8 protein-coding genes and 2 pseudogenes are annotated in these 14,006 nt (G+C 36.4%); 7 read left to right on the top strand and 3 right to left on the bottom strand.

Translation table 11 applies throughout. The features are described 5' to 3' along the window. Positions 1 to 892: 892 nt before the first annotated feature. From J7R13_RS09555 to ndk, 6 genes and pseudogenes are all read left to right on the top strand, one after another. Positions 893 to 1,189, top strand: a complete 297-nt coding sequence (locus J7R13_RS09555; protein ID WP_246786269.1) for a hypothetical protein — start codon at positions 893 to 895, stop codon at positions 1,187 to 1,189. A gap of 149 nt (positions 1,190 to 1,338) precedes the next feature. Further along, positions 1,339 to 1,953, top strand: coding sequence for a hypothetical protein (locus J7R13_RS09550; protein WP_246786267.1), 615 nt, complete (start codon positions 1,339 to 1,341; stop codon positions 1,951 to 1,953). A 162-nt stretch (positions 1,954 to 2,115) separates the two neighbouring features. Continuing rightward, a pseudogene (locus tag J7R13_RS09540) lies at positions 2,116 to 2,253 on the top strand (autotransporter outer membrane beta-barrel domain-containing protein); the annotation flags it as partial. 346 nt (positions 2,254 to 2,599) lie between these two features. After that, positions 2,600 to 5,113 carry a BafA family autotransporter gene (gene bafA, locus J7R13_RS03485; RefSeq protein WP_208437491.1) on the top strand — a complete coding sequence of 838 codons (2,514 nt, stop codon included), beginning with the start codon at positions 2,600 to 2,602 and terminating at the stop codon, positions 5,111 to 5,113. A gap of 373 nt (positions 5,114 to 5,486) precedes the next feature. After that, positions 5,487 to 7,960 (top strand): annotated as a pseudogene (locus tag J7R13_RS09915) (autotransporter outer membrane beta-barrel domain-containing protein). A gap of 396 nt (positions 7,961 to 8,356) precedes the next feature. Then, entirely contained in the window at positions 8,357 to 8,779 is a 423-nt protein-coding gene (gene ndk, locus J7R13_RS03475) for a nucleoside-diphosphate kinase (protein WP_208437490.1), read from the top strand. Positions 8,780 to 8,881: 102 nt separating this feature from the next. Here ndk and pgsA read toward each other — a convergent pair whose 3' ends face one another. The 3 genes from pgsA to J7R13_RS03460 form a co-directional block, all read right to left on the bottom strand. Continuing rightward, entirely contained in the window at positions 8,882 to 9,463 is a 582-nt protein-coding gene (gene pgsA, locus J7R13_RS03470; protein ID WP_208437489.1) for a CDP-diacylglycerol--glycerol-3-phosphate 3-phosphatidyltransferase, read from the bottom strand. A gap of 73 nt (positions 9,464 to 9,536) precedes the next feature. Next, positions 9,537 to 11,522, bottom strand: a complete 1,986-nt coding sequence (uvrC, locus tag J7R13_RS03465) for an excinuclease ABC subunit UvrC (RefSeq protein ID WP_208437488.1) — start codon at positions 11,520 to 11,522, stop codon at positions 9,537 to 9,539. 420 nt (positions 11,523 to 11,942) lie between these two features. Continuing rightward, positions 11,943 to 12,806 carry a 23S rRNA (adenine(2030)-N(6))-methyltransferase RlmJ gene (locus tag J7R13_RS03460; protein WP_208437487.1) on the bottom strand — a complete coding sequence of 288 codons (864 nt, stop codon included), beginning with the start codon at positions 12,804 to 12,806 and terminating at the stop codon, positions 11,943 to 11,945. 828 nt (positions 12,807 to 13,634) lie between these two features. On the opposite strand from J7R13_RS03460, the gene J7R13_RS09535 reads away from it, so the two are divergent. Further along, the gene (locus tag J7R13_RS09535; RefSeq protein WP_246786264.1) at positions 13,635 to 13,859 is read left to right on the top strand and encodes a hypothetical protein; all 225 of its coding nucleotides are present in this window, start codon (positions 13,635 to 13,637) and stop codon (positions 13,857 to 13,859) included. Positions 13,860 to 14,006: the final 147 nt, after the last annotated feature.

Here is a 14,006-nt window from a genome sequence, read left to right as displayed (position 1 = left end):
AATGAAATTATGAAACTAATTTCTTATCAGTTATAAAAATTTCAAAACAGTGTCGAGTCGACATTATTTATGCTTTTAATGCATAAAAACAATAAATATGACAAAGTAAGCATGAATGATTGTCCTGTAGATGTATCCAAATTAACTACAATGAAAACACCATTCTAAATGCCACAATTTTAAATACTATAAAAGATAGGAATATATTTCTATAAACTATACCATCTCTCTAATTTTGTATTGCTTTGTTCTCTTAAGACACGACACTAGCTTAGTTTGTTTAGGGATAAATTTGTTTTTTTTTAGATTTAGTGTTTAGCTTCTCAAAAATATCCAAAAAATCTTTTTCTGGATACAATTAAAACACTTTAAAAGTGTATAAATAGACTTATTTGTAATCAATAATTGCAAATAAGTCTATTTATATACGCTGTAGTGTTTGATTAGTCAGAATTTAGTGCACTAAATGCTTCCTATATCATGATGTGTTATCTTAAAAAACGTGAGATTAAGCAGGGGCGTTGTATTGTTTGTGTATAAGCACTTTTTTCTCAATACGTGGAATTTTTTATTTGAAATCATGAAGTATGGGTAATGCAACGCAAATTAAAGTTAAATTGGGGGGCATTAATGTCCATTGATTTTCTTGTGAAGATTACAAGTACAGATAGAGTACCTAGGTTGGGGGAGAGCATTAATACCAATAGGCATAAGTGAACATCTAGAAGAAATGAAAAAATTGTTATCAGAAGTGAGTGGATTAAAAGAAAAAAGAGGGAATCAAAAAGGATACCGAATGAACAGACAATAGAAGTAAGTAAGTTCTCAGAAGAGGAGAAGAAGAGAACAGGAAACATTTCCTTTAAAGTACTAACGAATTCAGTAGGTTATAATGATACTACAATCTATCAACTATAATTCTGAAGAGTTTGGTGAAAAAGTAAAGAGTTTCAACTATAAGAATGCAGGATATTCCATCAATAATACGGTACAGGAGGGTGGAAGGCTCTATATTGATGAAGCGAGAATCAGTAGGGATACGACAATTGAAAATTGTGGTATTAAGTTTGTCAAAAATATGAGTATTGCAGGATATGCCGTTGTTAAGGAAGGTGAAAAACAAATTGTTGGGGAAGGGGCAGTTGCAGAAGGTGCTAGAATCTATGGTGGTGAACAAATTATTTTTTGAAAGGGAGGAGGTGAGAGTAATATTGAAGAAACTAAAAGATATTCAAGAAAGTAGAGCTTATGACATTATGAACAGTGATTTATGGTCAAAACAAAGTACTAGGGCTACGGAATGTGTATAGTAATGGGATAGTCTTTGGCACAAAGATTATGAGAGGAGGTGTACAGAATCTTAATGGTACAGAGAATTTTAATAATAGGTTTGCAGAAGATGATGATGCAGACGATGAAGATTTTACACTAAATGAGAGTACTTCCGCACTTAATACCGAGGTTTTTAAAGATGGTGTGCAGAATATCTTTGCGGGAGGAAATGCGAGTGATGTTACTTTATATGACAATGCTACTCAGGAAATATATGATACTGGACATGCGGATAATCTAACAATTAATCATCAAGCAAAATCATGGTTACATGTTGGTGCAATATTAGATAAAGATACAAATGTTAATGATTTTGATAGCCTCTATCTCTATGCTGGTAATGATGAAGTTGTTATTGAAGTGGAAAATCTTATTTTAAATAGAGAAGATGCCAAGTTATACTCTACTGCTGTTAAGGATAACGGAAAAAAATCCCAGATTAATATTAAGAATTTAAAAGGGAGTAGCAGAGTTGTTTTTACGTCTTCTTTGCTTGTTAGGAATTACTCTCAGCTTACTGTTGGTGATCCTTCAGGTTCTTTACATTTCAATGTCAATCTTGCCAAACAACTTGGTGATTACCTTCTTATTAAAAAAGTGGGGCAGGTTATCATGCAATAAATGTTATTGATTCTGGCGTTGAAATTACAAGTTCTTCCCACAAAAATCTTAAATTAATTTCTGATCGCAGTGGAAATGCTCATTTTACTTTGACAAACGGCTTTGGTGAAAAAATTAAATATTGATGCCGGAACCTATGTGTATAGTTTGAAACACAGAAAAAATGCCAGTAAAGTGGGAGTTGGTTTGAGCAGTTTAGTCAGTGATAGATTAGAGCTTTATGCGGAAGCACATTATGTCAAAGGTCATAAGACAAAGCAGTCACTCCAAAACATTTTAGGGATGCACTATAGTTTTTAACTATGTGTTTTGTTGAATTAAATATTTAATGCATGGTTACAGAAAAAATTTTGAGGAATTGTTGAGACACTTTTTAGAAGGGGTTATGCACTTTAATTATAGATGGCATTTTTTGTATTTTACTTTTTCTCTTTGATAAGGTCTTTTTGAAGGAATTCTAAAGGAATAGAGAAATTCTCGTATACTCTCGATTAAAAAAGCAACCTCCAAGTATGGAAAAAGTAGTTTTTGCGAGAGAGAGGGTATCGGGGAGGGGAAATTATTACAATCTTAGGTTGAAAATATATTTTGCAGAGCTAATTACCTCTGATGTCTACTCAGACATGAAGGGGGGGAGGATATAGTTATGCAATATAAATGGAAATTAAGCTGTTGTGCACTCATAATCAGCAGCTATTTTGTGCAAACTGCAGTTGCAGGTGAGAGGGGGACACAGCCTTTTTATCAGCCTACAAACTATGGCATAAATGAGAAAACATTCCGTAGTCAGTATAATGAGGGCTTGATAACAGAGAAAGGCACAAAGACTAGAGTATCTAAAAGTGATGTCACTGTGGATAAAAATACTGAAATATCGCTCAGCGAAGTGCAGGGATTTAATGGAAATAATGGTATCAATGTTAAACAGAGTACGAAAGGAAGAAATCTTGCGGTACGTAAAAAGCCTGAACTCATCTTTGTTAAGGATGGAGCAATTCTGGAAAATTTTGTACTCGAGAATGATGCTAAAGCCTATATTTCCAATGATGGTGAGGTAGATGATCCAGGGCGGTCTGTCAATAACACGATTAGGGATGGTGCAGAGATTTATGTTTATGGAGGAGGTCTTAGTGAAAATAGCAAAATTGAACATGGTGGAACTGAAAATGTTCAGGCTTTAAAGGGAAAACAAGGATTTTCAAAAAATGCTGTCGTTAAAGAAGACGGACAACAGAGTGTTGGGAACGGAGGAAAAGTAGAAGGAACTGAAATTTATGGTGGTGAACAGCTTATTTTCGGGGAAGGTGATGTTGGAGGACAGATTAAAGGGAGTAGTGCTTCTAATACTGTAATTTATGGACAAGGCAAAATATTAGGGCAACAAAAGGTATACGATGGGGGAAGTGCTTGGAATACGAAAGTTATGCAAGGAGGTGTACAAGAGATTGCCAAAAAGTCTCAAAGCACAAAAAATGGTGGCTCTGCGTTTGATACACAAATCTTTGGTGGTGGCAAACAGCGTGTCTTAGAAGGAGGAAAGGCTATAGGTGTCTCTTTAAATGAGAATGCTATTCAGGAAATATATGGTGATGGATTTGTAAAAAATCTAACAATGAATGATGAAGCAAAATCATGGGTTCATGCTGGTGCAACATTAGAGGGTAAGACACTACTAAATCATTCTGGACAGCTTCATCTTTATGCTGGAAATGATCAACATCGTACTAAAGCAGAAGATGTTATTTTAAATGGACAAGATACAAAACTATATTCTATCACCGATGAGTTTGATGGAAAAAGCTCTCTCATTCAGAAATTAAGTGGTGAGGGGAGTGTTATTTTTGCTTTTACTGGCTCCGATCCTTACTACTCTCAGCTTCATGTTAATGACCTTTCAGGAAGTTTACACTTCGAGTTTAATACCACGATCGCACATAACCGTGGTGATTATCTCTTCATTGAGAAGAGCAAAGGTAATCACACAATAAGCGTTGCTGATTCTGGTGTTGAAATCACCGATCCTTCTTCAAATAAGCGTGATTTAATTACGGATCAAAGCGGTGGGGCTCATTTTACTCTGGCAGGTATCTCTGGTGAAGAAATTAATGCTATAGATGGTGGAACCTATATGTATGGTTTGAAACAGAGAAAGGATAAGAATGGAAAAATTTGGTTTTTATCTGCCGACCGCATCGATGATCCTGTACCTCCCGATCCGGTAAACCCGTTAGTTCCTGGTGGGGGAACAACAACTCCTTCAGTTGATGCAGTACTCTCCATAGCAGTAGCTTCTGGACTTATTTTTAATAATGAGCTGGATATTGTGCGTACTGGTAGAGGGATTATGGACCAACACAGAAAAGATACAGATCTATGGGCTTATGCAATTAAGAGCAGAGAACGTATTACTACAGGCCATACACATTTTAAGCTTGAGCAGACAGGTATAGTATTGGGTGCTGATCAGTTGAACGAGTTAACACATGGAGATTTGTATATTGGTGGTTTTGGTAGTTATGATCAAGTACGCATTGCTCATGTACGAGGCGGTGATAGCGACATAAGCAGTTATAGCGTTGGAACGTATGCGACTTACTTTGATAATCGTGGGTGGTATATGGATGGGGTTTTGAAATATAACTATTACCGAGATAATCTGAAAGCTGTTTCAACGAACGGTTTAGCCATTCAAGGCAATTATAATCAGTGGGCGATAGGTGGGGCATTTGAGATTGGCTGTCGTTTTGAGCCAGCACAAAGCACTTGGATGCAGCCTTATATCAAGCTAACAGGTTTGCAAGCTCAGGGTAGAAAAATCAAACTTTCTAATGGAATGACAGGTGATATAAGTCCATTAACTTCGTTCCGTAGTGAAGTTGGGTTAACTGCAGGGCATGAATTTATTTTTGATGCAGAAACTTCATTAACGGCTTACATTACGGCAGCTTGGTTACGTGAGAATGTAAATAATAATCATACGAAAATTAATAACCAGTATAAGTTTATCACAGACTTGTCTGGAAATGCCGGTAAATTAGGAATTGGTGTAAACAGTTTTGTCAATGATAAACTAACGCTTTATGCGGAAGCACGTTATCTAAAAGGGCATAAGATTAAGCAGTCACTTCAGGGTATTTTAGGGCTACGCTATAGTTTCTAAATACGTGTTTCTCGTGTTGATTAACTTTAAAAATGTAATTATCATATAGGTCAAACCTTCAATGTTTAGCTAAGATCTCTTGAGATATCGAGAGGTCTTATATTTTTTAAAAAAGCAAAATCATTTTCTCATTTATTATTATAAATATTGTAAATTATGACTTGAATACAAAGGCATAATTTGCGTTTTGTGAAGTTATACGGCTTAAAACCAGAATAGTTTTTGTACGATTCACAAAATTACAATCTATGATTGTATAACAATAAAGTACACTATGATACAAATTAAAATGCGTTACTTACGTAATAGTAGGATATTTATCTAATAACTGATGAGTGGAGGTGGATAATGCAGATTGGGGTTTTTAGTGTTGATGATCAGTAACTGCCTCGTGCAAGTTGCAGGTGCAACTGAGAACAAGAATGGTGCACTAAAAAATATAACGGATGAAGGAAGTGTATCAAAAGGTTCTGCAATGATTGGTAATCCTTTTAACAGTAATATTACGATCGAAGGTGGTGGCGTAGAGATTGTTGAGAATTGAGGAAATTGTGTAGATTTTACTACTGAAAAGGGGGGGGAATGCGAATAGTTACACGTGCAGGACATGCGGTGAATGCTAAAATCCTTGGTGGTAAGCAGTTTGTTCACGAAGAGAAGAATTTTGATCTTACATGTGTGGAGAGAAAAAGCAGTGTATATAGCACTACAGTTTCTGGGGGGAGCGGAGCAATAGGGCAACAGGGTGTGTATATGATGGGGCGTGGGTTTGGAATACGAAAATTACGAAAAATGGAGAGCAAAATCTTTATGCGGAACGGAGGCAAGATGGTGGGAAAGCGATGTATACCTGTGGGCTCTGGGAGTGGTAGATAGCACGTCTTGGTGTTAGAAGAGCCTTATGGGATCACTTTGAGTGTTACTGCTATTCAAGTCGTGTATCCTAGTGGATTTATAGATAGTTAATGATCAACGATTCTGCTAGCTCGTGGCTACATATTGGTGTAAAGGACATAGCCCGAGAAGTAAGAATTAATAATAATGGACGCCTTTATTTACTCGCTGATGATGTCACAAACTATATCACTAAGAAAAAGATTTTGATAGAGGGAAGAAGTGATGAAACACTATTTTTTGTTGGTGAGCGGAATATCGTAGTAAGAGCTCAGATTAATATTGAAAATTTAGGTGGTGATGAGAGAGCTGTTATTTTTTACTTCTATTTTGTATGTTCCACGTCATATTTCGCTTCATGTTGATGAACTTTCAGGTAATTTACATTTTCGGTTCAATATTAGGGCTAGAGGTGATGGGAGTGATTACTTATCGATTGGAGATAGTATAGGAAATCATAAAATAAGCGTTTCTGATTCTGGTCGTGAAATTACAGGACCTCTTTCACAAAAGAGTAGTTTTGTTATTGCAGTTAAGTTAATTACGGGTAGAAGCTCAAACGGAGGAGCCAATTTTACGCTGACAAATAGTGCTAGCATGGCAGGTGAAGCTGTTGATGGTAAGGCCTATATATATATTTAAACAAAAAAGAAAGAAGTGCTGATTTGAGTAGCAATTATACAGCTTGGTATTTAAGTATAGGCACTGAAAACTCAGAATGTTTAGTCACTCTCCCTTTACGTATGAATAAGAGATCAAAGGTTACTACTTTTTTAGGGTTCTCATCTAGTGAAGTGAATACACACCTTTAACAGAGACCATCTTCTTTTCGAAAGCAAGGTTCTCATTCTCAGACGGCTACTTATGGGCAAAATAGCAGGCCAAAATCAAGATCCCCTCGGTACTTGAGAGAGGTTCAGCATGTTTCTATTTCTTTAACTGTTTTATTTTTGGAAGATCAGATATCAGGTTCAGCTGGTCGAGGATCATCTTTCTGATGAGCAACAGCAATTTTTTGTTTCTGCAGATACTTCATTGTTAGCTGATCAGATGATTGTGCGCTTAAGTGATCAGGATCAACTTTCTCCTCAATTGCGTAAGGAAATATCAGTTTCTCATTTTCTGACTACCCCCTCTATGGATGCAGCGTTGTCTATAGCTATAATATCTGGGCTTGTTTTTTATAATGAACTGCGAGCTATATATGCTAGGAGAGGAATTTTAGACAGAAGTAATAAAAATACAGTTTTTTGGACATATGTGATCAAAAGTAAAGAAAACATTGCTACAGGTCATACAGATTTTAAACTTGAACAGACGGGTATAGTTCTAAGTATCAATGGTTTAAATGAGCTAATGAATGGAGATGTTTATATAAGTGGTTTTGGCAGTTATGATCAAGCACGCGTTGCACATGCCTGAGGTGGTATCAGTGTATAAATACTTATAGCGTTGGAGATTGTGCGACTTATTTTGGTCATAATGGGTGGTATCTAGACGGTATTTTAAAATATAATCGTTATCAAAACACCTTAAATGCTATTTCCACGAACGGTTTAGCGATTGAAGGAAATTACCATCAGTAGTCGGTAGATCATCATTTGAAGCTGGTTACCGTACATTCCAATGACAGGTGATATAAATCCCTTTACGTCATTACACAGTGAGATTGGTTTGTCGTTAGGGTATGAATTCGGATTGGGGGCGGTTTCATCATCTCTTGCTTACATTACGGTAGCATGGTTGTGCGAGAATAAAGATGATAACCACACGACAATTAATCAATGGCATCAATTTGCCACTGACTTATCAGGGAATGCTGATAAAGTAGGAATTGGTTTGAGCAGTTTAGTCAGTGATAGATTAAAGCTTTATGCGGAAGCACATTATGTCAAAGGGTATAAGACAAAGCAGTCACTCCAAGGCATTTTAGGGGTGCACGATAGTTTCTAACTATGTATTTTCTCTTTTATTTGCTTTAACATGTGGGAGATTTTGTGGGTTAGACGCACGATGTTCAGAGCATTTTTTAGAGGAGAGAGCTTTTGTAAAAGCTGTATATGTTGCCACGTATTGGATTTTTTTCTTGTAGCTTTCTATCTTTTGAAGAGCACTTTTATGAGAGGCTTTTATTAATTAAAAAAAGCGATCTAACCTTTTTAAAAGAGGATATACTCCTTTGTGATGAGATGAATAACTGCGAAATTTCTTTTTTATTAAAGTTTTCTTGACAATTGATTACGCATTTTTGAAAATTGGTGCGGATTTTTCTACAATCTCTTGGCAAAATGCTTCTCGCTCGCTATAGAACGCCCAGATAATATTATAAATGCAAATAAAGGTGGTCAAATGACTGTAGAACGTACTTTTTCAATGATTAAACCAGATGCAACACGTCGTAATTTGACAGGAGCAATTACAAAAATGCTCGAAGATGCAGGACTGCATGTTGTTGCATCTAAGCGAGTGTGGATGAGTCAGCGTGAGGCTGAAAGGTTTTATGCTATTCACAAAGAACGCCCATTTTTTGGTGAGTTGGTTGAGTTTATGTCTTCTGGTCCAACAGTTGTGCAAGTTTTAGAAGGTGAGAATGCAATAGCCAAGAACCGTGAAGTGATGGGCGCTACGAATCCTATGGATGCACAAGAAGGGACAATTCGTAAAGTTCATGCTTTGTCGATTGGTGAAAATTCTGTTCATGGTTCTGATAGCTCTGAAACCGCAAAAATAGAAATTGCTTTTTGGTTTTCAGAAATGGAAATTGTTGGTTAATAAAAGCATGTATGAAAAGTAGAGAATCCCGAAATATACCATTTTGGGATTTATCTTATAAGGTTTAAATTTTTTAAAAGAGTGTATAAAGTGCATAACTTTTCATGTGATAACGTGTTTTAAGCCAGCTCGAAAATAATCCCATCCTGTCCACAATGTGAGAAGAGCAGAAATCCATAGCATGGTAATGCCGAATTCCACTGTGTAAATGAAAATTTTATTACCGGCCGGTCCTGCTAAGAGAAGGACAATGGCTATCATCTGTACAAAAGTTTTCCATTTTGCAAGACGAGAGACGGGAACACTGACTTTCAATTCAGCCAAGTACTCACGTAGTCCTGATACAAGAATTTCCCGACAAAGGATAATAATAGCTGCCCATAGTGTCCACCCAGCGATAGTACTGTCGGCGGCAAGTAAGAGCAAACAAGCAGATACGAGAAGCTTATCTGCAATTGGATCTAACATGCGACCGATATTGGATGTTTGTTCCCAAATACGGGCAAGGTAGCCATCAAGAAAGTCAGTAATAGATGCAATAACAAAAATAGAAGCAGCGGTCCAACGTGCGATATCGCTTGATTGCAGCCGTCCTTCTAAGAAAAAGCACGCAACAACCATTGGCACTGCGATAATCCGTGCATAAGTCAGAATATTTGGAAAAGAAAAAGTATGATTTTTCATAGAGCTATTTTCAATTCTTTGTAAGAGATGGTTCATTTTATAAACGTAACAAGGCAAAGATAATGAAACAAGCTTATTTTTCATTAAAATAGTTATGAATTTTTTTTGCAATGGTGACCGAAATTCCCGTAACTTTTGTTAAATCCTCAAGTGAAGCATTGGCAACGGCTTTGGCGCTTCCAAAATGATGAAGCAACGCACGCTTTCTTGTTGGACCAATATTGGCGATTTCATCAAGTGGATTTTTGAATGTTGCTTTTTTCCGTTTTGCTCTGTGCGTTCCAATTGCAAAACGGTGCGCTTCATCGCGAAGACGTTGCAAGAAATAAAGGATAGGATCACGTTGGGAAAGTGTAAAGGGTGTTTTACCTTTTATAAAAAACCGTTCACGTCCCGCGTTACGATCAGCACCTTTAGCTATACCAACGACTGTGATAAGATCGTCCAATTTTAATTCAGAGAGTATTGTATGTACACTGTTTATTTGTCCTTCACCACCATCGATTAATATGAGATCAGGCCACATAGGGAAAGAATCACTATTTTGCCCTTTTACATCATCGCATTTGTTAGGTAAATTATGTTCCTTGATAAGACGTAAAAATCTTCGTCTCATGATTTCTTTCATCATTCCAAAATCGTCACCAGGTGTAATATCGGTCGAGCGAATGTTGAATTTACGATATTGATTTTTAATAAAACCCATTTGGCCCGCGACAATCATCACACCTACCGCGTTTGTCCCCATAATATGAGAATTGTCATAGGCTTCTATACGATATGGAATATGAGGCAGTTGAAATATTTCAGCAAGCCCCTGAAATAATTTTATATGTGTAGCTGTTTCAGCAAGCTTGCGTCCAAGTGCTTCATGCGCATTGATATAGGCGTGATTAACAAGGGTTTTACGTTCACCTTGTTTGGGTAAAGAGAGAAGTATTTTTCGGTTTGCTTTTAGACTAAATGCCTCCGCAAGAAGCGCTTTTTCTTCAACTGATTCAGATAAAAGGATAAGTTTTGGAAGAGGCTTATCATCATAGAATTGGGCAAGAAAACTCGCTAAAATTTCAGTACGAGAAAAAGATGGATCTGCTTTGGGGAAATAGGCTCTGTTTCCCCAATTTTGTCCCATACGGAAAAAGAACACTTGAATACAGGTCGCTCCCTCTTGTTGCGCAATCGCAAATACATCTGCTTCTTGTATTGTTTGTGGGTTAATGCCTTGATGACTTTGTATGTGAGAGAGAGCCGATAAGCGGTCGCGATAGGCTGCTGCTCGTTCAAAATCAAGGTTTTCTGCGGCGTGATGCATAGCTTGAACCATATCATTTTTAACAGATTGGCTTTTACCTGAAAGGAAAGTTTTTGCTCCTTTCACCAATTCTCTATAATCACTATTACTAATTTCATCTGTACAAGGCGCAGAACATCGCTTAATTTGATAAAGTAAACAGGGGCGCGTACGGTTTTCAAAGACTGCATCGGTACAGGTTCGTAATAAAAAGGCGCGTTGCAAAACATTGATTGTTTGCGTTACAGCACCGGAAGAGGCAAAAGGGCCAAAATAATGGGCTTTTCTTGTGCGGGCACCACGATGTTTGTAAAGTGCAGGTGCCTGATGATCATCCGTGATAATGATATAAGGAAAACTCTTATCGTCACGTAGTAAAACATTAAAACGTGGATGTAACCTTTTTATGAGATTAGCTTCTAGGAGGAGCGCTTCTGTTTCTGTATGAGTCACGACAAATTCCATATGATATGTCGCATGAATCATGCGGGCAATACGGTTATTGTGCCCTTGTTCACGCGTATAGTTTGAAACGCGTTTTTTAAGATTACGTGCTTTGCCAACATAGAGAACATCACCCTTCTCATCAATCATTCGATAAACGCCTGGCTTATGCGGAAGGTGTTTGACAAACTCTTGTATGAGTTTGCTACCTTTCAATTGATTTTTATAATTTCCTTGATTAGCATTGTCCCACGTAATGTGAGAGAGAAAAGGAAGCTTTTCCCTTTCATTTTGGGGACGAGCTGTGTTGTTTTTCAGGATCATTCAGTTTATCCGGAAGTGTTTTCTGTTTTTCATATGAAATGCTCTTATCTATCAAGTCCTATCATGTATGTAATGATAGTCATTTTTCCTATAAATAACGCATTATGACATGAGATCATTCAATTTTGGAGTTATTTTACTTTTCATAAAAGCATAAGGGTGGTCTAAAAAAGTTTTATGAGTTTGCCAACGCTTGTCTATTGCGGATAAGAAGAGTAAATCTATGATGATGAAAAACTACATTAAAATAGGTTTTACTTCAAAAGGCAAATTCGTGCTGCTGACTATGATGTACATTAAGGAGCATAATTAAAGTTCAAGGAAACTGATATTCTAGTGTTGCAATATTTTTCAGCTGTTTCACATCTTTGATTTTTATGAAGAAGATTTTAATTTAAGGTGGACATTAAATGAAAAACTCTAGCATAATGAACGTTCCTTCTGTATCCATTTATGCGTTATTTGTGCATTTTTATCTTGTCCCAGACGAGCGAGAAGAAAGGGACTCAGTTTTTTCACTTCTTCTTCAAGAAGGTAGGGAGGATTTATAAGAATCATACCACTTCCATTCATTGTAGGTGGTAGTGAGCTTTTTCGAATACGCATTTCAAGTTGTAGAATTTTTGGAATTCCTGTTTGATAAAGTGCATAAAGAAAATTTTCAATTTCTTTGTCATATTTAATAGGATACCATAAAGCGTAGATTCCTCTGGGAAAACGGCGATACGCTTTCACCAATCCTTCAACAAGGCGAGAAAATTCGCCAGGCTTTTCAAAGGGAGGATCAACGAGGATAAATCCACGTTTTTCTTTTGGTGGTAAATGCGCATTTAAAGAAAGCCAACCATCTAAATGCAAGACTTTTGTTTGATAATCACCGGCAAAATTTTTTGCTAAAATATGGTAATCTTCATCATGCAATTCAATTGCGGTTAGTCTATCTTGTTTACGCAATAATTGGCGAATAACAACAGGAGAGCCAGGATAGAATAGGATTTCTTTTTCCCCTTTATTGAGTGCATCAATAATATCATACCATGGGCAAAGGAGTGTTTTTAAATCTTCTGGGATAGGAGCTAAAAAAAGCCGTTGGATACCTTCGCGCCACTCTCCCGTTTTGTGTGCTTCCAAAGAAGAGAGATCATAAATGCCGATTCCAGCATGCGTATCTATAACACGAAAAGCTTTTTCTTTGTGCTTGAGATATTCTACAATGCGGGTGACAATAATGTGTTTAAAAACATCAGCAAAATTGCCAGCATGATAAATATGCCGATAATTCATGAATAAATTCTACCCTATATACAACTGCTTACTAAATTTGACTCTGAACATAGATAATGACCTTTATATCAATAAACATTCTCTATGTAGAGTTAAAACAATCAAAAGAGCATATATATCTAGTGAAAAATGCTAATATAATGGCTTTAGCAATTATTTGCTATATTTTGAATCTTTTACCAGGATACGAACAGGAAGAGAGAAAAGACTTCAATTGAAGCCTTTGTCATTTATCTTTGTGAAAGAATTTTTTATTATTTTTGCCTTAAAAAGGAGAAATCATAGAGAGTACAAATTAACTGAAAAACAAGCGAAAATAACTAAGAATTTAAAAGTAATTTTCACATTGATTAATAAGCTTATCAACGATTTGAAAATTTACACATTATTAAATGCCTGATAAAATTAGATGCTTGATAAAAATACTATGAGATTAATAGTTTCTTTCTTTAACAAAGTTACTATGACACTATGAGAAAGAACAGTAAGAACACGATCGTTGTGTGCAAACTGATTTCCAACGCGAGAATTTAAGAGTAATTTTTATTAGTAAGAGCGCAAGTTGTATGTTTATGTGTAAAATAGCTAGGTTATTATGCATAATATTGAAATATAGCTTAAAAAAATTGACATAAGATATACGATCCATGTCAACAAAATGAGAGATTGTTGATAAAAATAACACCAAGGTATTGCAATAATCTCGTAAATAAAGACTGTAATTATTGGTATTTCGAACGTTGTTCTAAGAGCTGAAACAAAAGCCTTCATGATGGAACATAAGGCTTTGGGTTTTTGTTTTGTTTACGTGCAATATAGGGACAGCAAATGATGTCAAAACGCTTATCATCTCTTTATGTCAAGGGAAGTGGGTGTGATGATGTTTTTATTTTTATTGATCAAGAAGAGGGGAGGGTGCAACGTATGTCTCGACTTCATGTTTTTGATTTAATAAAAGGTGGCTTTAATGCCAATTATCTTCCTGTTTTAGATATTCCTATAAGGGGAGCACGTGATATGATTGGAACGCGTATGCTCAGGAGAAGGAAATAGTTACAGCTTTAGAGATCTGCATCATTTCAAGCACTTGTGGATGGGGGTGCTTCACCAGTAATGAAAACATATTCTCGGACATGGATGAGCGCTTTCTGATGTGCATTTGCGTTAACACATCTTGATGTCCCGCTTGATATTTTGAAA

Source organism: Bartonella taylorii 8TBB (genome assembly GCF_902825155.1).
GTDB classification, from domain to species: domain Bacteria; phylum Pseudomonadota; class Alphaproteobacteria; order Rhizobiales; family Rhizobiaceae; genus Bartonella; species Bartonella taylorii_A.
Note: the sequence above shows the minus strand (reverse complement) of the source record. Positions and strands in the feature narration are given on the sequence as shown.

What these genes read in the sequence shown, in the direction of transcription:
- J7R13_RS09550 (WP_246786267.1), top strand. Translation starts at nt 1,339, where the DNA reads ATGAGAGGAGGTGTACAGAATCTTAATGGTACAGAGAATTTTAATAAT.
- bafA (WP_208437491.1), top strand. Translation starts at nt 2,600, where the DNA reads ATGCAATATAAATGGAAATTAAGCTGTTGTGCACTCATAATCAGCAGC.
- J7R13_RS09535 (WP_246786264.1), top strand. Translation starts at nt 13,635, where the DNA reads ATGATGTCAAAACGCTTATCATCTCTTTATGTCAAGGGAAGTGGGTGT.
- J7R13_RS09555 (WP_246786269.1), top strand. Translation starts at nt 893, where the DNA reads ATGATACTACAATCTATCAACTATAATTCTGAAGAGTTTGGTGAAAAA.
- uvrC (WP_208437488.1), bottom strand. Translation starts at nt 11,522, where the DNA reads ATGATCCTGAAAAACAACACAGCTCGTCCCCAAAATGAAAGGGAAAAG.
- ndk (WP_208437490.1), top strand. Translation starts at nt 8,357, where the DNA reads ATGACTGTAGAACGTACTTTTTCAATGATTAAACCAGATGCAACACGT.
- J7R13_RS03460 (WP_208437487.1), bottom strand. Translation starts at nt 12,806, where the DNA reads ATGAATTATCGGCATATTTATCATGCTGGCAATTTTGCTGATGTTTTT.
- pgsA (WP_208437489.1), bottom strand. Translation starts at nt 9,463, where the DNA reads ATGAAAAATCATACTTTTTCTTTTCCAAATATTCTGACTTATGCACGG.